The organism is Paenibacillus sp. 23TSA30-6 (assembly GCF_014858585.1).
In the GTDB taxonomy this organism is placed as follows: Bacteria; Bacillota; Bacilli; order Paenibacillales; family Paenibacillaceae; genus Paenibacillus.
The window spans coordinates 41226-63897 of sequence record NZ_SLTL01000023.1; the positions used below are offsets into that span (position 1 = coordinate 41226).

At 42.1% G+C, this 22672-nt stretch carries 23 protein-coding genes, 1 pseudogene and 1 riboswitch; of the genes and pseudogenes, 8 read left to right on the forward strand and 16 right to left on the reverse strand.

Annotated elements, in window-relative coordinates; all coding sequences use genetic code 11:
* Both mdcA and E0698_RS19205 read right to left on the reverse strand, forming a co-directional pair.
* Entirely contained in the window at positions 1-1647 is a 1647-nt protein-coding gene (gene mdcA, locus E0698_RS19200) for a malonate decarboxylase subunit alpha (RefSeq protein WP_192512600.1), read from the reverse strand.
* Positions 1644-2558, reverse strand: coding sequence for an ACP S-malonyltransferase (locus E0698_RS19205; RefSeq protein WP_337916353.1), 915 nt, complete (start codon positions 2556-2558; stop codon positions 1644-1646). The genes mdcA and E0698_RS19205 overlap by 4 nt, the downstream gene beginning before the upstream one ends.
* A 125-nt stretch (positions 2559-2683) precedes the next feature.
* Here E0698_RS19205 and E0698_RS19210 point away from each other — a divergent pair, with 125 nt between their 5' ends.
* Positions 2684-3550, forward strand: a complete 867-nt coding sequence (locus E0698_RS19210; RefSeq protein WP_192512602.1) for a LysR family transcriptional regulator — start codon at positions 2684-2686, stop codon at positions 3548-3550.
* A 437-nt stretch (positions 3551-3987) separates the two neighbouring features.
* Here the strand turns inward: E0698_RS19210 and E0698_RS19215 are convergent, their stop codons facing one another.
* Positions 3988-5028, reverse strand: a complete 1041-nt coding sequence (locus tag E0698_RS19215) for an NAD(P)-dependent alcohol dehydrogenase (protein ID WP_192512603.1) — start codon at positions 5026-5028, stop codon at positions 3988-3990.
* A 304-nt stretch (positions 5029-5332) separates the two neighbouring features.
* Between E0698_RS19215 and E0698_RS19220 the strand changes: the two genes are divergently transcribed.
* Positions 5333-5746: a MerR family transcriptional regulator gene (locus E0698_RS19220; protein ID WP_192512604.1), complete on the forward strand. Its 414-nt coding sequence runs from the start codon at positions 5333-5335 to the stop codon at positions 5744-5746.
* Positions 5747-6072: 326 nt separating this feature from the next.
* Positions 6073-6174, forward strand: a pseudogene (locus E0698_RS27050) (IS30 family transposase); the annotation flags it as partial.
* Positions 6175-6207: 33 nt separating this feature from the next.
* Here the strand turns inward: E0698_RS27050 and E0698_RS19225 are convergent.
* Positions 6208-6414 carry a hypothetical protein gene (locus E0698_RS19225; protein ID WP_192512633.1) on the reverse strand — a complete coding sequence of 69 codons (207 nt, stop codon included), beginning with the start codon at positions 6412-6414 and terminating at the stop codon, positions 6208-6210.
* On the reverse strand, positions 6378-6593 hold the full coding sequence (locus E0698_RS19230) for a hypothetical protein (RefSeq protein ID WP_192512634.1): 216 nt from the start codon (positions 6591-6593) through the stop codon (positions 6378-6380). The genes E0698_RS19225 and E0698_RS19230 overlap by 37 nt, the downstream gene beginning before the upstream one ends.
* 9 nt (positions 6594-6602) lie before the next feature.
* On the opposite strand from E0698_RS19230, the gene E0698_RS19235 reads away from it, so the two are divergent.
* Positions 6603-6875, forward strand: coding sequence for a hypothetical protein (locus E0698_RS19235; protein WP_192512635.1), 273 nt, complete (start codon positions 6603-6605; stop codon positions 6873-6875).
* Between the two features lie 101 nt (positions 6876-6976).
* Here E0698_RS19235 and E0698_RS19240 read toward each other — a convergent pair whose 3' ends face one another.
* From E0698_RS19240 to E0698_RS19255, 4 genes are all read right to left on the reverse strand, one after another.
* The gene (locus tag E0698_RS19240) at positions 6977-7291 is read right to left on the reverse strand and encodes a DMT family transporter (protein WP_192512605.1); all 315 of its coding nucleotides are present in this window, start codon (positions 7289-7291) and stop codon (positions 6977-6979) included.
* A gap of 3 nt (positions 7292-7294) precedes the next feature.
* Positions 7295-7636, reverse strand: coding sequence for a DMT family transporter (locus E0698_RS19245; protein ID WP_192512606.1), 342 nt, complete (start codon positions 7634-7636; stop codon positions 7295-7297).
* 93 nt (positions 7637-7729) lie between these two features.
* Positions 7730-7828: riboswitch (guanidine-I (ykkC/yxkD leader) on the reverse strand.
* 83 nt (positions 7829-7911) lie between these two features.
* Positions 7912-8430: a GNAT family N-acetyltransferase gene (locus tag E0698_RS19250; protein ID WP_192512607.1), complete on the reverse strand. Its 519-nt coding sequence runs from the start codon at positions 8428-8430 to the stop codon at positions 7912-7914.
* Positions 8431-8456: 26 nt separating this feature from the next.
* The gene (locus tag E0698_RS19255; RefSeq protein ID WP_192512608.1) at positions 8457-8909 is read right to left on the reverse strand and encodes a MarR family winged helix-turn-helix transcriptional regulator; all 453 of its coding nucleotides are present in this window, start codon (positions 8907-8909) and stop codon (positions 8457-8459) included.
* A 114-nt stretch (positions 8910-9023) separates the two neighbouring features.
* Here E0698_RS19255 and E0698_RS19260 point away from each other — a divergent pair, with 114 nt between their 5' ends.
* A complete protein-coding gene (locus E0698_RS19260) occupies positions 9024-9668 on the forward strand; it encodes a YitT family protein (RefSeq protein ID WP_192512609.1) in 645 nt (214 codons plus the stop codon).
* A 92-nt stretch (positions 9669-9760) separates the two neighbouring features.
* Here the strand turns inward: E0698_RS19260 and E0698_RS19265 are convergent.
* Positions 9761-11121 (reverse strand): IS1182 family transposase gene (locus E0698_RS19265; protein WP_192512610.1). Its coding sequence is split into 2 segments (ribosomal slippage): positions 9761-10554 and positions 10554-11121, totalling 1362 coding nucleotides; the frame shifts between segments, so codons are not numbered across the junction.
* Between the two features lie 438 nt (positions 11122-11559).
* Here E0698_RS19265 and E0698_RS19270 point away from each other — a divergent pair.
* Together E0698_RS19270 and E0698_RS19275 are read left to right on the forward strand one after the other, a co-directional pair.
* The gene (locus tag E0698_RS19270; protein WP_192512611.1) at positions 11560-12474 is read left to right on the forward strand and encodes a dihydrodipicolinate synthase family protein; all 915 of its coding nucleotides are present in this window, start codon (positions 11560-11562) and stop codon (positions 12472-12474) included.
* 74 nt (positions 12475-12548) lie between these two features.
* Complete coding sequence (locus tag E0698_RS19275) at positions 12549-13073, forward strand: EamA family transporter (protein WP_238354069.1); 525 nt, start codon at positions 12549-12551, stop codon at positions 13071-13073.
* Positions 13074-13574: 501 nt separating this feature from the next.
* Here E0698_RS19275 and E0698_RS19280 read toward each other — a convergent pair.
* From E0698_RS19280 to E0698_RS19290, 3 genes are all read right to left on the reverse strand, one after another.
* On the reverse strand, positions 13575-15440 hold the full coding sequence (locus E0698_RS19280; RefSeq protein ID WP_192512612.1) for a beta-glucoside-specific PTS transporter subunit IIABC: 1866 nt from the start codon (positions 15438-15440) through the stop codon (positions 13575-13577).
* Between the two features lie 106 nt (positions 15441-15546).
* Positions 15547-17007: a glycoside hydrolase family 1 protein gene (locus E0698_RS19285; protein ID WP_238354070.1), complete on the reverse strand. Its 1461-nt coding sequence runs from the start codon at positions 17005-17007 to the stop codon at positions 15547-15549.
* 6 nt (positions 17008-17013) lie between these two features.
* Positions 17014-17454: a DMT family transporter gene (locus E0698_RS19290; protein WP_134914117.1), complete on the reverse strand. Its 441-nt coding sequence runs from the start codon at positions 17452-17454 to the stop codon at positions 17014-17016.
* Between the two features lie 377 nt (positions 17455-17831).
* On the opposite strand from E0698_RS19290, the gene E0698_RS19295 reads away from it, so the two are divergent.
* The gene (locus tag E0698_RS19295; protein WP_134914119.1) at positions 17832-18725 is read left to right on the forward strand and encodes a LysR family transcriptional regulator; all 894 of its coding nucleotides are present in this window, start codon (positions 17832-17834) and stop codon (positions 18723-18725) included.
* A gap of 672 nt (positions 18726-19397) precedes the next feature.
* Here the strand turns inward: E0698_RS19295 and E0698_RS19300 are convergent.
* The 3 genes from E0698_RS19300 to E0698_RS19310 all read right to left on the reverse strand — a co-directional run bounded on the left by E0698_RS19300 (position 19398) and on the right by E0698_RS19310 (position 22632).
* Positions 19398-20378: an alpha/beta fold hydrolase gene (locus E0698_RS19300; protein ID WP_192512614.1), complete on the reverse strand. Its 981-nt coding sequence runs from the start codon at positions 20376-20378 to the stop codon at positions 19398-19400.
* A 215-nt stretch (positions 20379-20593) separates the two neighbouring features.
* The gene (locus tag E0698_RS19305; protein ID WP_192512615.1) at positions 20594-21961 is read right to left on the reverse strand and encodes a sensor histidine kinase; all 1368 of its coding nucleotides are present in this window, start codon (positions 21959-21961) and stop codon (positions 20594-20596) included.
* Positions 21958-22632 (reverse strand): response regulator transcription factor, encoded by a 675-nt coding sequence (locus tag E0698_RS19310; RefSeq protein WP_137063941.1) that lies wholly within the window; start codon positions 22630-22632, stop codon positions 21958-21960. Before E0698_RS19310 ends, E0698_RS19305 begins: the two co-directional genes overlap by 4 nt.
* Positions 22633-22672: the final 40 nt, after the last annotated feature.

Below are 22672 nucleotides of genomic sequence, written 5' to 3' on the forward strand. Positions count from 1 at the left end.
TTAAGACCAGCTCCGGAATTTAGCAGGCGGATCATATAACCCCTCTGACCAATCCACGAGATCGTTAATCGTCTGCGCAGCCAGCAGCGAGCGCTTAGCTTGTCTACGCATGATCCCAAGATCCTCAGGGTAGGCCACAATTCCTCTGTCACGCAGCAAGCTTACATCGCTCTCATGGCTTTCCATACCCAATGGCGTTACGCCTGCTATCGCCGCTAGTGCCTTCGTTCTCTCCTCAATGCTGTCTGTTTTGTAGAGATATGCAATACCTTCCTCTGTGAGGACGTGGGTGACATCATCCCCATAAATCATGACTGGAGTAGTGGCGAGGCCAGATTCATCCTTCACCTTGATGGCATCGAGCGAATCGACGAATACTGGCTTTTTGTTGGCACCATAGGTTTCAACCATCTGCACGACCAGCTTGCGTCCTTTGGAGAGTTCCGTCGGACGCTCAATCATGTCAAGCCAGGCAGGAGTCGCATGTCGCCGACCACGGGGATCATGTCCCATATTCGGCGCTCCTCCAAAGCCGGACAGTCTGCCGGAAGTAACAGTAGACGAATTGCCTTCGCCGTCCATCTGTAACGTCGATCCGATAAACATGTCCACTGCAAATTGGCCAGCAACCTGACACATCGCCCGGTTGGAGCGCATAGACCCATCCTTGCCGACGAAGAACACATCCGAGCGAGCGGCAATGTATTTCTCCATGCCAACCTCGCCTCCAAAGCTATGAATGCTTTCAACCCAACCGGATTCAATCGCCGGAATCAAGGTTGGATGCGGATTTAGGGCCCAATGCTTGGCAATTTTCCCTTTCAAGCCGAGCTGCTCGCCATAGGTCGGCAGCAAAAGCTCAATCGCTGCAGTATTAAAGCCGATACCATGATTAAGCGACTGAACCTGATGCTTTCCATAAATGCCCTTGATCGCCATCATGCCCATCAGGATTTGCAGCTCTGTAATGTTTTGCGGATCGCGGGTAAAGAGTGCTTCCAGCGCATAAGGTCTGTCAGCTTGTACGATCACGTCAACCCAGGACGCCGGAATATCCGTTCTCGGCAGCACGTCCACAATTTCGTTGACCTGTACGATTACAATGCCATCCTTAAAAGCCGCCGCCTCAACGATCGTTGGAGTTTCTTCTGTGTTGTTTCCTGTATACAGATTGCCCTCACGATCCGATTTGTCCGCCGCTACAAGCACTACATCTGGTATAAGGTCAATGAAGAGACGACCGAATAATTCCAAATACGTATGGATGTCGCCGAGCTTCAGCGTTCCGTCATCAATCATTTGTGCGACACGCAAGCTCTGGGAGCCACTATAGGAAAAATCCAACTTCCCGGCAATGCCTCTCTCGAAAATATCCAAATGCTCAGGTCTTGAAATGCTGGACATAATCATGTGCAGGTCATGCACCTTGCCTGGATCGACCTCCAGCAGCTTTTGGGACAGATAGGACGCCTGCTTCTGGTTATCCCCCTCCAAGACGACCTTCGCACCTGGCGCGATCAATGTCTCCAGCAGATCGACGATCCGGGATGAGTCAACGTATTTTCCATCCAGCCATTTGCTCACCTTTTCTAGCTTTTCCCGTTTTTTGTCACGATTCTGTGACCAGGAACGCAGCACCTTATTCATTCTTCTTGCTCCTTCCATTTTCTAATCAGATACTGGGTCGCTTCCAGACCAATCTCGTCCACGGCTATTTGCCGGGTATCCTTGTGGGCCTGCTTGACGAGTACAGAAAGAGTCTGACCCGGAGGCATCTCGATGAAACAGTCAGCTCCCGATTCTACACAGACAGCCGCCATATCCATCCACAGGACGGGATAAGCTACGTTTAGGGCAAGGTCCTTCACAATTTTTTCCCTGGCTGTCGTCTTTCTGCCCGTATGATTCACCAAATATGGAATCTGGGCATCCTGCAAAGGAAAAGTGTGTATTTGCTCCAATAGTTTCTTGGCTACCTCTGACATCAGCGGGGAGTGTGAAGGAATCGGAACCTTTAGAAGCACTGTCTTAGCGGCCCCAAACTCCTTCACATGCATAAAAGCTTTATTTATCCCTTCCAATGAACCGGATACGACGATTTGCTGCTCTGCGTTCATATTCGAGAGGTAGACAGGCGTCGCCTCGCTATGAGAAAGATCCACGACTTGTTGAACCTCTGTCTTCGTAAGTCCGATAATCGCACCCATTCCATAGCCCTCAGGGAAAGCTTCTTCCATCAACCGGGCACGGAGCCACACGATCCGAAGCGCATCCTCGAACGAAAGAACTCCCGCGATGACCGCCGCAGGAAATGCACCAATGGAATGCCCTGCCACGAATTGGGGCCGGATACCCTGCTCGATCAACCGATAGGCTATTGCCGTCTCCTTAACGAAGAGTGCAATCTGAATCCAGACCGTTGAGCCCATAGCCTCCTCATCATCACGCAGTTCAGTTTCGATGATACTTGTTGCCTTTTTCACATACTCGGGCACATCTTGGAGCATTCCAGGAACCTGTGACCCCTGGCCGGGAAATGTAAAAACGATGTTCAGAATCTCACCACCTTTAGCGGATTCATTTTCTTTACATTGTCAATTGTAATAAGTGAGCAAATACCTGTAAAATATATATATTCACATATGATCGATAACTTAATGGTTATAAAGGGGATTACTTCACTATGGATTATTTGCAGCTTAGGTATTTTCAAGTCACCTCCAAGTATGAGCATGTCACACGTGCCGCGAACGAGCTGTTTATCTCACAGCCTGCCTTAAGTAAAATGATTAGAAACCTGGAGACGGAATTGGGTGTGCAGCTATTTGACCGCGAAGGAAAACATATCGTGCTGAATGAATATGGGAAAAAATTCCTAAAGAGAGTAAACCAGTCGCTATCAGCGCTAGAGCAAGGCATATCCGAAGTCAAAGAAATGAAAAATGAAAAGGTAGAGGTCATCACGTTATACGTAGCCGTCGGCTCTATGCTATTGCCCAAGATTGTCGGTAAGTTTCGCGATCTCTACCCTCAAATTAGATTCAACCTGACCCAGCACCCTGCGAAGATGAAGAAAGGACTAGCGTACGATTTTGCGATTACGTCCGAAGAGTTGACGGACAACGAGCATGCGATCCTGCTGGAGGAGGAAATTTTGCTTGGCGTACCCACATCTCACCCTCTGAGTTTTCAGGACACCGTATTCCTGAAAGATCTAGAGCATGAGAAGTTTATCAGCCTTACACCTGGCAATTCGCTTAGGAAGACAACAGACCGCTTTTTTACTCACATCCCTTATGAACCGGACATCGTCTTTGAAAGTGATGATCCGGCTACGGTAAGAGGGTTGATTCAGACAGGACTTGGCATCTCCTTTATTCCTTCTATCCTGTGGAGGAACGTCGTAACCGAAGGCATCAAACTGCTTCCAATCAGCGAGCCTCGATGTATGCGAACGATCTATCTGTCCTGGCCTACTGGGGAACTGCACACCGATATAGAGAAATCGTTCTTCGAGTTCATCATTAGATTTTTCCGAGATATTGCTTAGCATTGACAGTGACGTTTAACCAAGTGGATAGTCTGTAGCTTACGTTTATTTCATAACTTAGTCATAACCACCACGATGGTTCCAAACCCGTAGCTTGGCTTGTGATGCGGGGCCACCAGCCCCTACCAGCTGAAATATGGTCTTTTGGAGGGTTGTAGGAGAACTGTTTTTGTTACGGGATCACTGCCCCTAAAGCCACCACGTTTTCTCGGCACCCTATCGTAAAACGACGATAAAAAAGGCCAACCAGAAGATTCTGGCTAACCCGATAATACGAGAAGACACTAAATTAATGACTTTCAATGGTACCATGATTTTGTCCCTCAACAGCATCAAAGATTTGATAAGATCATAGATAGAATAAAGTGAAGTTGTCTCAAAAACTTTTGTTTTGAGACAACTTCACTAAAATCAATTATAGAACTTATCAACACAACTCATATTGTGCTAGTGTCAATCACGAATCTGTACTTCACATCTGAAGCTAACACGCGTTTGTAGGCTTCGTCAATTTGGTCAGCTGAAATGACTTCGATCTGAGGAACGATGCTATGTTTTGCACAGAATTCCAGCATTTCCTGAGTCTCACGGATGCCTCCGATCATTGAACCTGCAAACGAACGACGGTGACCGATGAGAGACATCACGTTTACTGACAACGGCTCCCCAGGAGCACCCACGTTAACCAGAGTGCCATCCAGAGTGAGCAGTGCGAAATATGCATTGATGTCGATATTCGCACTTACTGTGTTAATAATCAAATCAAAGGACCCAGCGAGTTTTTCGAAAGTTTCTGGTTCGCTTGTAGCGTAGTAGTTATCTGCCCCGAATTGAAAGCCATCATCCTTTTTCTTCAATGACTGTGACAGAACAGTTACCTCTGCACCCATTGCATGTGCAATTTTGACAGCCATGTGACCAAGACCACCCATACCCACAACCGCTACTTTCTTACCTGGTTCAGCTCCCCAATGATTTAGCGGCGAGTATGTTGTAATACCTGCGCAAAGTAGAGGTGCAGCGACATCAAGCTCGATGTTGTCAGGAATTCGGACGATGAAGTCTTCCGTTACGACAATGTGGGTGGAATACCCGCCTTGCGTAGGTTCGCCGTACTTGTCAACACCCGCGTAGGTAGGAATATTTCCTTTGAGACAGTACTGCTCTTCTCCTTGGCGGCAGTTTTCACATTCGCCACAGGAGTCAACCATGCATCCGACTCCTACTCGGTCACCAACCTTGTACTTTGAAACTTCGGCTCCTACATCTGTGACAATTCCTGCGATCTCATGTCCAGGTACGAGGGGATAGTTTACTGGGCCCCATTCGCCGTGAGCAGTATGGATGTCAGAGTGGCATATGCCAGCATATTTAATTTCGATCAGGACATCATACGAATCAAGATCACGTCGTTTAATCTCAGTCGCCCGGAACGATTGGTCCGGACCGTCAACAGCTCGTGCTTTAGCAGTTATCATAATAAAACCTCCTAAGGTTATCATTTTCCAAGAGAATTACGCTCATAGGGTACAAGTGCAAGACTCGACTTGAATTTCATTGAATTCATCCCTACTTTTTCTCTTGTAAAACCATCTTAATCCCTCTAGTTAACTCTAGGTCAAATATCTTTGGAAAATTGATGTTCTTAAGAAGCTTAAAAATGAAACGTCTATATTGCAACATGTTTATGTTAACTTTGACATCCCGCATACAGCATGGTAGAATTCCCACATATCCTAGAGTTAACTCGAAGTCTATGCCAATAAGAAAAGGGGAAAATGAATGTCGTATTCTATCAGCGAAGTTGCAAAGGAACTGGATCTCACAGTGTATACCTTGCGTTACTACGACAAGGAAGGACTCATTCCTTTTGTAGAACGTACCCCTAGCGGAACTCGAATATTTAAAGAATCAGATATCGACTTTTTAAAGATCATTCAATGCCTGAAATCTACCGGGATGCCGATCAAGGATATCAAAGATTTCATTGAGTGGTGTTCCGAGGGCGATTCCACCTTACAGGAAAGATATGACATGTTTACAGAACGTAAAGCTAGTGTAGAAGCACAAATGGAAGAACTAAAAAAGACCATGGAAGTCATTGAACACAAACGTTCCTATTACAAGACTGCCCTTGATGCTGGTACGGAAAAAATTCATAAAAACAATAGAATCGGGAAATTTATTACTAGTTAATAACATCATACTAACACTCATAAAAAAGCTTAAGTCTGTAGACTTTAGGATTTTGGTCAAGTGGTTATTCAACTATTGTTTTTATCACTTTTGCAGGTACATTTTTTGTACTAACGCTCCTGCCGTTATAATGGAATTCTCACCGACTGTTACAGCCGGTATGATGGTTGCCTTAACCAATTTATGCTCTTTTTTAATGACAATAGGATTTGAAACGATCAATCTTCTTTTTGAGGGGTGACTGAATGATTAATCGTCATGAGATTGACTTTGGGAGCAATCAAAACATGATCTTCACCTCGATCCATGAAGGTGTAACCCTCGGATTAGAGCGTTCGCTTCCTTTAATCAACTATCGCCCCCGAAAATGTCTGGGTTGGAATACCGCTCATGAATCTTTCTCAAGGGAACTCTCTCACTTGGTTTAGCAATCCGTCATATAAAAAGTGATTAGGCAATCATCAAATCGGCAATAGTACCAAGTTCTTGTCCTTTACGGCAAAGGTGGACTTGTCATTACAAGATATGGACGGTGTAATCAGACAAGTAAAACGGATGCGTTCATGTACCCGACTTTGAATGGGACCATGTTTTAGTCTCCTGACCAGTGCCGTGGTCGCTTCATCGCGGATCAGGTTCTCAGAAACATGCGGGCGATCACCAGCCACTGCCTTTGTCCGCCGGACAGCTTCACGCCCTGCTCGCCGATCATATTCATGTCGTTCGTCAGACAGCGACCAGATGCTGGTTTTCGTGTTGTAAAAAAACGGAACGACAGCTTTGGAATATGTGAAAACAGCTTACAGTGCATATCCGTTTCGATGTTGATGCCCAGTATGTTCCCCAATAATTAACGATGCATATCTTGGTTCCGCTCAAGAAATACAGAGCGATCGGACCAAACGAAACCCAAATCAGCGTTCTTGCCGATATCAGGCGCAAATTGATACGAACCTCCATATGGGACAACGCTCAATCCGACCCAACTCCGCATCCAATCGGCGATCCGCTGTGTAAGAAGAAAGAGATGACAGGGAGTAAGCTCCATCAGTTCTGCGCATTATTGTTAATTCTTTTATTAATTCATCTTTCTCATATTCCAGAATTATTCCAGAAGGATCTGAAGTGATTTCTAGCGACCCTACAGCAAACCATGTCGTTGCAGTCCATGAGCATTCAGATAGTTCGCTGCTATTCTGAAATGACCAATTTATCTAATACCATCATTATTCAGCTTACCAGCTTTAAACCAACTGCTGAACCGAGTACCATCACGATGAACAGAATTCTCGCGGTATTACGCGGTTCACCGTAAAAGATCATGCCCAATATGGCCCCGCCCGAAGCTCCAATACCGGTCCAGACAGCGTAGGCCGTTCCCATTGGTAGTGTTTCCATGGCCAGGGTTAGAAACAAAAAGCTCAATCCAAAGCCTCCAAGCAAGTAGCAAGTGGACAGGAAATTCCGGTCTTTATGGAGCTTATTAATCATGAGAACTCCCATCATCTCAAATACGCCTGCCAAAATTAGAAATACCCAGTTCATACGTCAGTGCACCTCTTTTCCTTGTTTCTTCTCTTTGCTCTGTATTTTGAGCCCTATAACTCCGAGCAGAAGCACCCCGATCAGCATCAATTTAGATCCCTGTACCTCGGCACCAAACAACAAAATTTCTCCCAATACAGTGCCGGCCGTTCCCAAACCGACAAACACTGCATAGACTGTTCCTACCGGAATCGTACGGGAAGCCATAATCATGAGTATGAAACTTACTAAAATGGCAACTAAAGTGCCTCCCCACTCTAACCATCCACTGGCATGTTTCAGGCCGATGACCCATCCAACTTCAAATAATGCCGCAATTACAACAGATAACCATGTCTTGTTCATTCTGTGCTTCCTCCTTTTTGATAATGCTGCTATATAGTATGGATTTAAAGCAGCAATAAAAAAAGCCTGAGAGAATACTGCATACAGCAGTTTTTCTCCCAGGCTTTTATCCCTCCGTGGCACAGTACGACGACTGTGAGTTTTCTCTCGGACCAGCCGATATTACATCGCGGAACCCTAGAAAACATTTTTGAATTCATTATAGTTAATATTATACACATTCGTTAATAAATTACAATATAAAAATTAATAAGGATTCGTATATCATCCTAAACTTATATCATTGTTTTGGTCATTATGAAATCAATTTGTTCTTCATCACCCATATAAAAAGAGTGTGCGCCAGTTTGAACAAATCCCATTTTCTTATAAAAAGCAATGGCGTTTTCATTTTTTTCCCATACGCCAAGCCAGATTATCTTTTTATTATGTTCCATCGCAATTTCCATAGCTTTATTTAGCAGATGTTTACCAAGCCCATGTTTTTGAGATTTGTTTTTTATATAAATCCTCTCTATTTCGAGCGACTCATCACCCATTTTTTCGGATTGGGCCTCATTCATATTTACCTTTAAATATCCAGCAAGTTCTTCATTGAAATAAATGAAAAAGATTTCTGAAGAATCGTTGGACAATTCCTCCTCCAACTGTTTAAAGTTAAATGCTCTTTCTAGATAAGCTTTCATATTTTCAGGTGAATTCTGATCTTTAAAAGTATCGTTGAATGTTTCAATACTTATTTCTTGGAGTATTTGTAAATCTTCACGGCTGCACTTTATTATTTTTACAGTCACTCTAATGTATCGCTCCTTCATGTGAATCAATAATTTCTCTTGTTCCCCTTTTTTACAAGTTCCCAGTCTTCCCCTATATTTTCTCTTACTCTTTGAAGAAGATTGAAAATGGTTTCTACTTCTCTTTCCGAAAATCCCTCTAATGCAACGTTATTGGAATAATCATTTTCTCTTTTTATAAAAGGATAAACATTGTTCCCTTTCTCTGTTGGAAAGAGTTTTTTAATTTTTTGGTTATGATTATCTTCTTTCTTTTCAATAAAGCCATTAATTACAAGTTTTTTTATAGCACGAGATGCAGTTGTTCGATCTACTTTTATCATCTCAGCTAACTTTTCTTGAATGATTCCTGGGTTTTCACATATTCGCACAAGGTACAAATACTGCCCTTTTGTAAGATCATATTCTTTAAATTCTATATTACTTATAGAATCTAATGCCCTTGCGATCATTCCAATTTCACGAAGTACTTTCTTCATAGTTAACTCCTTTGCACCTATTTTGTTGCAAATGCAATAAAAATGGTATATATTAAATTTACCCTAATTTTGTTGCATTTGCAATATGAAATTATGATAAAGAGGTCGAGTAAAGTGAAATATGTTTTTTTTGTGTTAGGAATTTTTATATTATCCCTTGGTATTTCGTTCACTATACAATCAGACCTTGGGACTTCACCTTTTGATGCACTTTTGGTAGGACTGTCCATAAATGTGGGGCTTACTGTGGGAAGTTGGGAAATCATAATAGCTATAATATTGATATGTTGTAATTCACTTTTAAAAAGACAAAGACCAGAATTTTTAGGGTTGTTAACAGCATTTATAACGGGTATTGGTATTGATATGTGGCTTTTTTTATTGCAAAATTTGATAACACCTGAACTATGGTACAGCAAAGTTGTTTGTTTTGGAATTGGTTTAGTTGTTGTAGGATTAGGAACTGCAACATATTTACAGACAAATTTTGCACCCATTCCAGTTGACCGGTTAACATTAATCATACAAGAATTAACTAGAACAAATCTATTTTTTTCGAGAACATTCATCTACCTTATATTCTTGATCATAGCAGCCATTTTAAATGGACCCATTGGCATTGGAACTTTGTTAACCGTTTGTTTAGGGGGGCTAATACTCAATTACTTTATGCCACTTACTGAAAAAGTACTTGACCGCATATTAACACACTCTGATACATCACCAAATCATGAGAAAGATAAAAAGCATTCTATATAGAATGCTCAGAGTGTCGAGAAACCCACGTCTTTGAGACGTTGGGTTTCTCTCTTTTCCATTCGTAGTTGCTTGAAAACCCAAAAGGGAGGGGATTACCCCCTCGTTTCCAGGCGATCCAGGTGGATCGCCATCTTCTTCATGTTCTGCACGGCGGCCGTCATCAGTGCTTGTTCCTTGACGTTAGCCAATCCGCGCAAACGGCAATAGCGAAACCCATGGAGCTCTTTGACATCCGCGAAGCTTCGCTCAATTGTTTCTTTTCGTTTTCGGTACAGCTGCTTGCCATCCCGGCTTAGCCGGTTGTTCCGCACCCAATCTTTGCAGTCTTCCCAGACATGCCGGGTCAAAACCTTTCGGTGGTTCTTGGAATGGGTGCATTGCGCGAGCATTGGGCAAGTCCTGCAATGCTCTGGGTCTGATGCATATTGTCGGTAACCTTTCCGGTCGGTTGTCCGGTACGTCAGACGGTGTTTCTCCGGACAGATATAGGAGTTACTCTCGGCGTCGTATGTAAACTTCCACTTGGCAAACAAACCTTGCTTAGGGTGAAATCTCGGGTGAGCAATAACGGCAAATATCTTTCGTTTTTGTAAACCTCGGCAAATCGGTGTTGTTAAGTAACCGGAATCCAGGGCAACAGCTTCAACCTTAAATCCAAAACGTTCTCTTTGACGGTCTAATCGGGACAAATACGGTACCGAATCATGGACATTTCCCGGTGTGACGTGGACATCGGTAATTAGATTGTATTTAAGATCTACCGTCCGGTGATCGAGATAAAAAAATCCCTCCGGTTTGCCGTCACGAATCATATAGCCGCTATCCGGGTCGGTGGTGCTCACTTTAATTTCCTTGGTTTCACTCACATCCTCTCGTGCTTTCAGGACTTTTTTCCATGCGCTTTTCGGTCCTCCGCCACAGCTTCATTGAGTTCGTCAATGTAGTCCTTGGTGTTCTGCAAGACTTCCTGTTTCGTATAGTGGTGCTTGTTAGCATTGGCTTTTACGTGGGTCGAATCCGTAATGAGTACGCGCCCGCCCACCATTTTGTGTGAAATCGCTTGGAGGACAATTCCGTCAAAAATGTCTTGAAAAATGTCGGTATCCTTAAACCGAGTCCGCCGGTTCCAGCTAATTGTAGAATGATCTGGGACTTTATCCGTTAGACCAAGACCTAAAAACCAGCGGTAAGCCAAATTGGTTTGAATCTCGCGCTCCAACTGGCGTTCCGAGCGAATGCCGTAAAAATAACCGAGAAAAATCATCTTAAACAGAACGACCGGATGAATAGCCGGACGCCCGTGATCTGAGCAATATAAAGGACGAACCTTATCTTCAATAAAGGAGAAGTCAATATACTTGTCCACCTTCCGCAACAAATGATCTTGCGGAACCAACTCTTCGATGGACACAAACTCGTAGCTTTGCTGTTTTTCTCGGTTAGATCTCAGCATTCAAAACACCATCCGTTATAAGTAGTTATTTATAGTATACAACATTAACGTGGTGTCGTTTTGAAATATGTGAACATAAAGAAGGCTGTCGAGACTTTCTCGACAGCCTGAGCATTCTATATAGAATGCTTTTTATCTTTCTTGTTCAACTAACCTGATCCGTTAAAAGATGTAATATTATAACGTTGATTTCGATACAGAATTGTACTTTGTACTTAGTTCCAGACCTACGGCAGAGGAAATTTCCTGTGTATTGAACCTCATTTTTTTCCAAGTTGACACTGAAGCTTGATGCTCATATTTCTTTATTTCGATCTTAAGTTTCTCTAGAAGAATTGGTACTATTATTTATCTCTCAATTGGTACTTTAATTGTGTCTAATTCATTTTTATAATGTGTTTGTATTTTGAAGGTCAATTAATAAAGGAGTGTAGCTTTATGTTCCATGGATTATCTGCTTTTCCACTCACCCCAGTTAACGAGACAGGTATTAACGAAAAAGCATTTGTGACACTGATTCAACGATTAGTTGCAGCTGGTGTAGACTCAATTGGTGCATTGGGTTCAACTGGAAATTATGCATATTTTAATCGAGAAGAACGTTTACGTGTGCTTCGACTTGCTGTCCGTTCAGCTGAGGGGATTCCCGTAATGACAAGTATAAGTGCGATTCGTACTTCTGAAGTACTTCGATTAGCGGAAGATGCACAAAGAGCAGGAGCAAGCGCAGTGTTGCTAGCCCCTGTCTCCTATCAAACACTAACGAATGAAGAAGTATTTTCACTCTATGAACAGGTGACCAGTTCACTCTCCATTCCACTTTGTGTATATGATAATCCGAGTACCTCGCATTTTCATTTCAGTGATGAGTTGCACGGTCGGATTGCTGAGCTGCCTAACGTTCGTTCTATCAAGATTCCTGGAGTACCTTCTGATCCTGAAGCAGCCAAGGCACGCATTAGAAAACTACGAACGGCCATTCCTCCACATGTAACTATAGGGGTAAGTGGAGATTCATTTGCAGTTACTGGCTTGAATGCAGGCTGTGAAGCATGGTACTCAGTTCTCGGTGGTTTGTTTCCAAATGCGTGCCTAAAAATGACCCGTTTGGCCCAGGCCGGTTTTGCTGACAAAGCGAAACGACTCTCGGCGCTACTTGAACCGATTTGGACGTTATTTCATCAATATGGTAGCCTTCGTGTCGTTTCAGCAGCAGCAGAAATAAGTGGCTTGATCTCAAGTCCCAGTCTTCCTTTGCCCTTACAACCATTGAATCAATCGGCTAGAGAACACTTGGAATTTATACTAAAGGATATTCAGTCTACAGAAACATCCTGTTCCCCATTCGGCTAATACCTTTTCGAAGGGGAGACTACTAAGCACGTTTGCTGTAAAATTTTTCGTTATGAGTGTTGGAGGAACAACAGATGTGGTTCACATTTGCAATTGGCGCTGCTTTTTTCTTTGGCTTACGCGGCATCCTCTATCAATGGACGTCTCAACGGTCTATTGATCGGAATCTGCTGTTTGTTGGGGTGTATGTATCCAGTACAATTCTAGCGTTAATAATGAATCTGTACGCAAATCAAACTTGGAGTTGTGAGGCCTGGCTCGGTTTATTAATGGGTATTTTCTCTTTTATGGCCAATACGTTCCTATACAAAGGTTATGCTGTTGGTCGAGCTTCAGTCATAGCATTTTTTTCGGGACTAACGCCTGTGCTTGTTGTCCTGCTAGCTGCTTTGCTTTGGGAAGAGACGCTTACTTTAGTGCAGCTAGTCGGATTCTGCAACAGTATCCTCTCTCTTATCGTCGTTAGATACAAGCAATATCTGCAAGTAGGACAGTATCAAGGCTGGCAATGGGGCATACTGGCCATCTTGTTTATAGTTTCACAGACCTTTCCTCGAAACAAGCTTTACTTTACGGAGTATCCATTTTGCCTGTTTTGACAATTATGTTCATGACAAGTAGCATGTTATTTGCTGGAGCATACTTTGTAATTAAGATTAGACAAGATCCTTCTTCAACAGATGTAACTTTTCCGATTAAAGGTGTAAACCAGGCTCTACCACGGCTTTGAGGCATGTCTCCTACATTGTTGGCACGCTGTTCATTTACAGATGAAAAGTTCCCGTTTGATTGATTTCCCTGTTCCCACAAGGCCTGATACAATTGTGGGTTTCTTTTTTGTTCTGGATCAACGTGTTCCAAGAGGCTTTGAATTACATTGTCCTGGAAGCAGACTCATTACCTCTAGAAGTCGATAAGGCTATTTCGAGACTTTATTGTCCAATACTTTACTGAACTACCCAAGCATTCGTAATATCTCAATCCTTTTCTTTGTTAGCAACAGAACTATCTACTAGAAAAACAACCAGCTATAATAGCTATAGCTGGTTGTTATACGTTTTTTCAATTTACTTTCAAAATCAAATCCATGCTGTCTTGTGTTAAACTGGATTCGAAGACGAATTCCCAGGTTCTGCAGGAATCACATGTAATAACTGTTTTGAATTTGGATCCTCCAGATTCACATGCACTTGATCATAATTAAATGAATTCGTAACAATAACCATTACCGTAGGATCATAACCTGCAGCCTTGATTTGCTCTAAGTCAAACTCAACTAATTTGTCACCAATTGTAATTCTGTCATTTTCCTTAACCAAGGGTTTGAAGTGTTGTCCCTTTAATTTCACGGTATTAATACCGATATGGATCAAAAGTTCCACACCGGAATCAGATACAATGCCGATCGCATGCCCGGTTTTGTACACGCTGCTTACCGTTCCGTTTACCGGAGCTGTAACAATTCCGCTTATTGGAATAATCCCTGCTCCTTTACCCATCGCTTCAGAAGCAAACACCTCATCGCTTACACTGCTTAAAGGAACAATTTGGCCATCCACAGGTACCACAACGTCGTTTGGATTTGCTTGAACGCTTATGGAATTCGTCCCAGACTTGTTAGATACACCGAAGAAATACGTTAAAATGACTGCTCCAAAGAATGCAATAATCAATCCGATGACTTCTCCAATAAAACCTTGTCCTAAATACGTTGGAATTGCCAACAAGCTAGGAAATGTGAAAGTGGATGCATGTACTTCAAACGACCCAATGACAGCGCCTCCAATACCGGCAGCGATCATTGCACAGTAGAATGGACGCTTTAACTTAAGGGTTACGCCGTAAATTGCCGGTTCAGTGATACCAAAAATGGCTGTGATCGCTGCAGAACCCGATAGGCCTTTGATTTTGGCATCCTTGGTTTTCAAAAATACGCCTAGAGCAGCACCAGCTTGGGAAAGTACGGCTGCACATACGATAGGTAGCCATTGGTCGTATCCTTGATTAGCAACATTGTTTATCATTAGCGTAATCAACGCCCAATGGATTCCGAAAATAACGATCGATTGATGGAAAGCCCCTAACACTAACCCAGCGAATAACGGCGAAAAACCGTATATTGCTAACAATACCATGGCGAACAGATCACTGATCTTTGTGCCTACAGGCCCAATTACAGCCAAAGTTAAAGGCAACATAATCATTAGCGAAACCAGAGGGGTTAACATGTTACGAATTGATTCCGGAAAGAATTTATTCAGCACAGGTTCCAGGTAAGAGAGGCCCCAAATCGATAACAGAATAGGAAATACAGACGCCGTATACGTAATTGGAACAATCGGAATACCGAAGAAATCAATCGTTTGTGAATTGGATACGATCTCTACTAAAGATGGATGAATGAGTGCACCAGCTAACGAAACGGCTACGAATTGATTGACTTTCAGCTTCTTGGCCGCAGTAAATGCCAAGAAAATCGGCAAATAGTAGAAAATGGCATCACTTGCTGCGTTCCATATTTTATATGCACCACTGTTGGTCGATATCCAGTTCATTGTTATAAATAAAGCCAGAATACCTTTTAAAATTCCGGCTCCAGCCAAGGCTCCCAGAAATGGCGTGAACACGGCCGAAACAAAATCCATCAACTGACTGACAGGATTAAATTTCCCAACTCTTTTTTCTGAAGCGCTTTCATTGTTGGTAGAAGCATGTAATGTCATCCCAGGTAATGATGTTAGTGCATCATAGACTTGAGCAACAGAATTACCAACAACCACCTGATACTGTCCGGCACTATTGACGACGGTAATGACCCCATCTGTGTTTTCAATCTTTTTGGTATCTGCAGTACTCACATCATTTAATTTAAATCTCAATCTAGTGGCACAATGCCACACCGCATTGACATTCTCTTTTCCTCCTACGCCATCCAGAATATCCTTTGCCAATTTTTGATAACTCATCGTTATCCCCCCCATTTTAAATGCCCGGATCATTCTTCCAGATACCGTTAGCCGGTACGATATAAAATGATCCGGGGATGCCTTATTCAATTAGTCAGTTCTCATCTTAATCGCTGGTGGTTACATGAATATTCTCGCCGTTTGTATCAATGACTTGTTTATACCAGTAAAAGCTATCTTTATAATGGAATTGTCCAGTTCCGTTACCTTCATCATCATAGTCCACATAAATAAAGCCATATCTTTTGCTCATTTCTGCAGTACCTGCACTGATGATGTCAAAAGGGGCCCAACTGCAGTAGGCAAAAACATCTGCCCCTTCACGTATTGCCTCTTTCAGCGCAGCAATATGTTCCTGGTGGTATTCGATACGATAATCGTCATGAACTTTGTTGTCAGATGTTAAAACATCTTTAAATCCAAGACCATTCTCGGCCACCATCATGGGAACATGATACCTGTCCCAATACTTGGACATGCAGAGATATAATCCTGACGCATTGATGGACCAGCCCCAACGATTCGCTTTCAAATGGGGGTTTTTGACAGTAGAATTAGGGTCCATCGTATTCTCGCTAGCTTTAACAGTATTTGACCAGTAATAAGAGACTGCAATGAAATCTGCTGTGTTGTTTCGAAGCAGCTCCTTCTCTGCTTCCGTAATTTCCAGCTGGATGTCATGGTCTTCGAAATACGTCAATGCATATTCTGGATACTCTCCTCGAATCAGAACATCGCTGTAGAAATATTGCATTCGATTCCTTCTGAAATTCAGTTCGACATCTGCAGGTTCACATGAATAAGGGGCGGTTAACGTATCGGCCAACATCATTCCCATTTGAAGGGATGGATTTAGCTTGTGGCCAAACTCAGTGATCTTTGCAGAAGCAACGAATTGGTGATGAACCGCTTGAAACTGAGACTGCTCGTAATGATCAACTTTATCTTTCAGTATGCCTAGGGAAGCAAACGCCTCTTTGTGCACAAGATTAATCTGATTGATAATGATCCAATATTTAACGGTTTGGTGATATCTTTGCAGGACGGTTTGCCCATACTTCACGAAGAAATCAATCAGTTTCGGGTTTGTCCAACCGCCATATTGCTCAACCAAATTTAAAGGCATTTCATAATGGAAAATCGTGACGATCGGCTCAATATTTTTTTCTTTCATGTACTCAAATAATCGATCATAGAAGGCCAAACCCTGCTCGTTTGGAACGGTATCATCTCCATTCGGAAAAATCCTGCTCCAAGAAATAGACAACCGCAATGTTTTTACATGCATGTCCGCTAATGCATCAATATACTCACGGTATCTTTCGTAGAAATGTACTCCTTGGCGCTTAGGGAAATAGTATGTCCCATGTTTGTATTTTTCATATGTTTCTGAATCCATGTTATTAAAATGTAGATCAGTAGGATCAGCCCTTGGAATAAACGGCTGAATATCAGCGGTACTTAACCCTCTTCCATCCCTACGATGTGCACCTTCTGCTTGGTTAGCAGCAATAGCCCCTCCCCACAGAAAGTCTTTTCTTATTTTGCTCATGTACGATTCCTCCAAGTGTATTTAAAATTTTTGTACGATAAAGACTCCTGCAATAACCAAAAAAGCTCCCAATAATCGAGGAATATTCAAAGTGTGCATACTAGCACCAATTAATCCAAAATGATCAATGATCACCGATACGATTATTTGTCCAGCTAAAACGTATCCAACCGTAGCTGCTACTCCTATTCTGGGCATAAGAATGGTTGTCGCCAATACATAGAAAGCACCCAGTAGTCCTCCTGTCCACATCCACCAGGGAGCTTCAAACCATTCTTTTTTGAACAATGGTCCTTTTACAAAAAAAGATATGATTATTAATGAGATGGCACCTACTGTAAAAGAAATGGCCGAAGCAACAATAGGTGATCCCACCACCGTCCTTAACTGCGCATTAACACTAAATTGTGTAGGCAAGGCCATTCCTGCCAATAATGCGAAAATTATGAATACGATAGCCATGTATGTTCCCCTTTCTCTTACTTTGATCGATTAGCCAATCGGAAATAGAACGAAGTGCTTCAATAAATCGTTTATCCGATTTCAGAACCACGAGAAAATACCAAAAGAACGGTTTCAAGTGTGTCCATTGCAAAAGTAATCCCACCTCCTATTTAGGGATCAATGGAATAGAAATCAGAAACATTCAGTATTATCCCCTCTCAAATTCTGAAGATTGAATATCCCCTACAGATGAGTCAATAATATATCTTAAATATGGGAATACTAGATTGATCACCTTCTCAATTTATTGATTAATCATTGACAACCCGAGTATAATTCACGCAATATAATAAGTAAAATTAATAATAAGTATAGGAGGTATACTAATTACTTATATGGATATTAATCATGAACTCTATAAGATCTTCTATATCACAGTAAAAGCTGGAAGTATGTCTAATGCGGCAAAGGAACTGTTTACATCACAATCGGCAGTTAGTCAGTCCATAAAACTGCTTGAAAATAAGCTAGGTGGACAGTTGTTCCATAGAAGAGCACAAGGAGTGTCCCTTACTGCGGAAGGAGAGATATTATTTCAATATGTAGAACAAAGCTATGAGTTATTACAGGCAGCTGAAAGGAAATTTTTGGAATTAAGAAATTTAGATGCTGGCCAACTAAGAATAGCCGTAAGCACAACAGCTTGTAGTAACTTCTTGATGCAATACCTAGAAACATTCTCCTTGGCTTACCCTAATATCGAGATTTATATCAAAGATCAATCTACTCATTCTACAATTAAGCAGCTAGAGTCAGGCGAAGTTGACATAGGAATCATCAATCTGAACGGAAGCAGAGATTCTCTGACGGTGATTGGAAAAATAGAAATACAAGATTGTTTTGTAGTAGGTGAGAGATTTAAAGAAATATGTGATAAACCAATATTCTTAAAAGAACTAGTAGTAAATTACCCGATCATTCTGATGCAGAAAGGACTTAATACAAGAAAATATATTGACAACTTTTTCACTTCATATGGCTTAAAAGTAATACCTAAAGTAGAGCTGAGTACCATGGAACTGTTAATTGAGTTTGCTAAAAAAGGTTTGGGCATATCATGTGTAATCGAGGATTTTGTTCGCAGCGATTTGGATCAACAACAGCTATTCATAGTACCAATCCAAGAAACCATACCTAAAAGGTTTCTAAGTATTGCTATCAAAAAAGATTTGCCCCTTTCTTCAGCAGCTCAAAGGTTTATTGAGCTTTTTCAAAGCAGTACAGTATAAATTTAATTATATAAAGGGCTTCTTTTTGAAGAATACGCTCCTAGAATCTTAACTACAGTAACTAGAAAGCGATCTTATAGAGCATCGTTCGTCTATATTAATTCTCTTGTTCAATAATCAAGCGATTTTTTAAATCCGAAATGACTTTTCAGAATATCTTGAAATATGGTTCTATCATTTTCTGCATCTGTCCATCCACCCATTCAGTGAACGAGGTATCCGATCTGCAAAAAGATCATGTTTATGTCCTTTACGGCAAAGGGGAACAAGTTCTTGACCGAAGTTCGACGCACTTGTGATCGAGGCTTACACCGCGTGCAAAGATCTATTTCACAGCAATAGCAATATGAATCCATGCTGGAGCAGATCGTATCCACAGCTTATACTATGACAATTATATATAACATCAATTCTGAATGCAGCTTGTATGATTTAATTTGAAAATTAAAAGAAATGCGGGTTTTGTGAACAAGGAAGAGACGAAAATTATCGTTAGCCGAACTACCAGTGATTTCAGTCTAAACTCAAACAGCGCGCACCGATTGAGTATCGGCACGCGCTGGCTGCATAGCTTTTTTCATCTGTCTACTTGACAGGGATATGACCAAAGGACGGTTTTTTATTTCACTTATACATTTGTAGAAAATAGTGAAGGTGCCTTTTTCAGTGCACTTATTTTATTTCTTTCATAAAGCTCCTGAAGTTTTCAGCGATTTCCTTTGATTTGGTATGGTGTAAATAATGTTCTCCTTCAAGTGTCATTACTTTTCCATGTACAGAATCTTTGACTTGCTCTTCATGCAGTGGTATCCATCTTTCCACACCTGTATTATTTGCTTGTATAAAGAAAATAAGGGGCAGATTTGTTGGAAATTTTAAATTTTTAGCTGCTTTAAAATTAGGATAAATATTTTCCATTTCGTTTGAGGTGCTGGAATTATACATGTTTTTGAGAGAAAGAATTCTCATTTGTTCTTTTGTTTCATCATCATATGGTAGTCCAGCATATGGGTCACCAGTTAGTTTCATTACCAATCTGGCTAAACCTGATTTTTTGAGAAATTTAAACGTTTTTATTGGTAATTCAGCATCCATACCGCCTTGTGTTGGAACACTGCTATCAATCCCGACAAATGCCCTCACTTCGTTTTCATATTTGTTCACATAATCCAGTCCGTAAATGCCTGCAATGGAATGACCCATTAGAATATATCGGTCAATTTTAAGACTCTGTAAAGCTTCATGAATTTCACTTACAATATTCTCTGTGTTTCGTTCCTTTTCGGTTAGATCACTTAATCCATAACCAAAAGGCTCAATAACGACGACTTTGTAAAATGGAGATAGCTCTTCTACTAGCGGCTTAAAATCAAGTGCTGGTGCTGCTGTTCCATAACCCGGTAGTAACACGACGGTCTCTTCGCCTTTTCCTTGAATCAGAACATTCATTTTCTTCCCATCTACAGGTACGAACTGACCATAGGATTGTATTTTTCCTTGCTCTGATTTGCTGCTGATAATATTAACTGTATAAACAATGGCTAGAAAAAGCACGATTGCTATAATTATTGTTCCTATTATTTTAAGCAAAATGCTTCGTACTTTATTTGTTCTCGTTCCATTCCTCGTTTTCATTACCTCTCTTCGTTTCACGCTCAACTTCTCCTGTCCTCATCTGTTTGTTGGGCTACCTTAACGAGCCGCTAAAGAAAGCTTAACCAAAGAAGATGTACTCCCTATGACGACAATATGAACGGAGTATGAACAAGCAAAAAAATGCTACGTCGTCACATGCAAGGAAGCTGCACATAATGCTGTATCATGGAAAATGCGGTTTAGATAATCCGAATGATACCCTATGAATCTAACTAATCTGTTGGCGTTGTGATTGGCAAGGTGACAATGACGGTCGTTCCTTGGCCGGGTTCACTTTCCACTCGGATGTCGCCTTGATGAAGCGATACGATCTGTTTAACGATGGCGAGTCCCATACCGCTACCGCCATATTTACGACTGTGGGAACGATCAGCTTTAAAAAATCGCTCGAATATACGCTTCTGGTCCTCAAGGGAAATACCAATGCCCGTATCGGATATTCGGACTGTTACGCTTTTAATATCTTGCTTGATGCTGATGTTAATAACGCCGCCATCCTTGGAAAATTTGATGCTATTACCGAGTATGTTCGTCCATACCTGGTTTAATTGATCTTGATCCGCCAATAGGCGAACGGCCTTCAAATTGAGCTCGAAACGGATGTTGCGAGCCGACCATTGTGGCTGGATCGCGACGATGACTCGTCTGATCTGTTCATCAAGGCTGAACGTGACCAACCGCATCTGCTGTGACTGCGATTCAAGCAAACTCAGCTTTAGCAGGCTATCGCTCATCTTGGACATCCGATCTGCTTCCGCGATGATGATATCGAGATACCGGCTTCGCTCGTGATCTGCTATGTCTACTTGCTTGAGTGCTATAGCATAACCGGATATCGAGGTGAGCGGCGACTGAACTTCATGCGACACATTCGTGACGAACTCCCTACGCATCTGCTCAAGTTGCTGTAGATCATGCATCATTTCTTCAAAGCTGCGAGCCAAAGTACCTAGCTCACCCTTTTGCTTAATATTCAGCTTGACGTTGAAATCTCCAGCTGCTATACGTCTGGTCGCTTTTGTCAGCTTTTTGATCGGTCTAACTAGGAATATAGAGGCAACCAAAATCAATAGGCTTCCTGTTACCAACGAATAGGTCAAAAAAGTAAATAACCATTTTTGGGTAAAAGAGGCGGAAGGATACATAAGCGGCTCCACAAACATCGCTTTCATTCCCATTTCCGTTTTCAACCGCAGTCCCAAGAGGTTCGTTGAAACACTACTCGGATTAACTTGAACAACTTCTCCACCCAATACTTTCCTTACTTGATCCATCGTCACAGTAGCAGGATTTTGTCCGTTAAGCGTTCCGTAAGACTGGAACTGCCCCGTTTCATCGAAAATTCGAATATAATAGGAATCGAGTTGTTTCATTCCACTTACGAATAAGTCCGCTTCACGTAACGGAATGGTTTCGTAAACCCGGACAATATCCTGACCAAAGTTAAATAAGGTGGTTTGCAAATTTTCGTTCAATTTCTCTTCAAACACCAAAAATGTTACAAAAAAAGCAATGATCGTGCCCGTGAGGACGGAGACCAGAAATGTCAGGACAACACGTGTATATAAGGATCTGATCATTCGTAAACCTCAAGCCGGTAGCCAAGCCCACGCACCGTCTCGATACGAAAATCGGGTGTAGTCGCGAACCGTTCGCGCAGGCGTTTAATATGTACGTCTATCGTTCGATCATCTCCAGCGTAATCGATCCCCCAAATTTGATCGATCAACTGCTCGCGAGTATACACTTGTCCAGGTGTTCCAGCGAGCTTATACAGCAATTCGAACTCCTTTAGCGGCAACGTGAGCGACTCCGTCCCTCTCATCACCTTATAGGTCTGTCGATCAAGGATGACGTTGCCGAACTGGATCGTCTGCGTGGTGCCAATCCGGTAGCGTTTCAGCAGTGCTCTGACCCGAACTGTCAATTCCAGTGGATCAAATGGTTTCGTCAAATAATCATCTGTTCCAAGTTCGAAACCTTTCACTTTCTCCCATGTTTCGCCTCTCGCAGTCAGCATAAGTAAGGGAAGATCAGGATTGGCTCTTCTGAGCTCCTTGCATAACGTCCAACCATCCATAATCGGCATCATAATATCGAGCACGACAAGATCGACATGCGTTGTGGCGTAGACGGTCAGTGCTTCCTTGCCGTCTGCGGCTTCGGCTGTTGCGAATCCGTCGTTGCGTAGAAATAAACAGACGAGTTCGCGAATGTTGGCATCGTCGTCAGCAACCAGTATAGTAGGCATTCGTTTCCTCTTTCCCTGTTTTCCATCCCATATTGAAGTA

Coding starts and splice junctions, on each gene's coding strand:
- E0698_RS19275 (WP_238354069.1), top strand. CDS start 12,549: ATGTGGTTCACATTTGCAATTGGCGCTGCTTTTTTCTTTGGCTTACGC.
- E0698_RS19255 (WP_192512608.1), bottom strand. CDS start 8,909: ATGAAGAAAGTACTTCGTGAAATTGGAATGATCGCAAGGGCATTAGAT.
- E0698_RS19270 (WP_192512611.1), top strand. CDS start 11,560: ATGTTCCATGGATTATCTGCTTTTCCACTCACCCCAGTTAACGAGACA.
- E0698_RS19295 (WP_134914119.1), top strand. CDS start 17,832: ATGGATATTAATCATGAACTCTATAAGATCTTCTATATCACAGTAAAA.
- mdcA (WP_192512600.1), bottom strand. CDS start 1,647: ATGAATAAGGTGCTGCGTTCCTGGTCACAGAATCGTGACAAAAAACGG.
- E0698_RS19210 (WP_192512602.1), top strand. CDS start 2,684: ATGGATTATTTGCAGCTTAGGTATTTTCAAGTCACCTCCAAGTATGAG.
- E0698_RS19220 (WP_192512604.1), top strand. CDS start 5,333: ATGTCGTATTCTATCAGCGAAGTTGCAAAGGAACTGGATCTCACAGTG.
- E0698_RS19290 (WP_134914117.1), bottom strand. CDS start 17,454: ATGGCTATCGTATTCATAATTTTCGCATTATTGGCAGGAATGGCCTTG.
- E0698_RS19235 (WP_192512635.1), top strand. CDS start 6,603: ATGCATATCTTGGTTCCGCTCAAGAAATACAGAGCGATCGGACCAAAC.
- E0698_RS19305 (WP_192512615.1), bottom strand. CDS start 21,961: ATGATCAGATCCTTATATACACGTGTTGTCCTGACATTTCTGGTCTCC.
- E0698_RS19240 (WP_192512605.1), bottom strand. CDS start 7,291: ATGAACTGGGTATTTCTAATTTTGGCAGGCGTATTTGAGATGATGGGA.
- E0698_RS19245 (WP_192512606.1), bottom strand. CDS start 7,636: ATGAACAAGACATGGTTATCTGTTGTAATTGCGGCATTATTTGAAGTT.
- E0698_RS19215 (WP_192512603.1), bottom strand. CDS start 5,028: ATGATAACTGCTAAAGCACGAGCTGTTGACGGTCCGGACCAATCGTTC.
- E0698_RS19310 (WP_137063941.1), bottom strand. CDS start 22,632: ATGCCTACTATACTGGTTGCTGACGACGATGCCAACATTCGCGAACTC.
- E0698_RS19280 (WP_192512612.1), bottom strand. CDS start 15,440: ATGAGTTATCAAAAATTGGCAAAGGATATTCTGGATGGCGTAGGAGGA.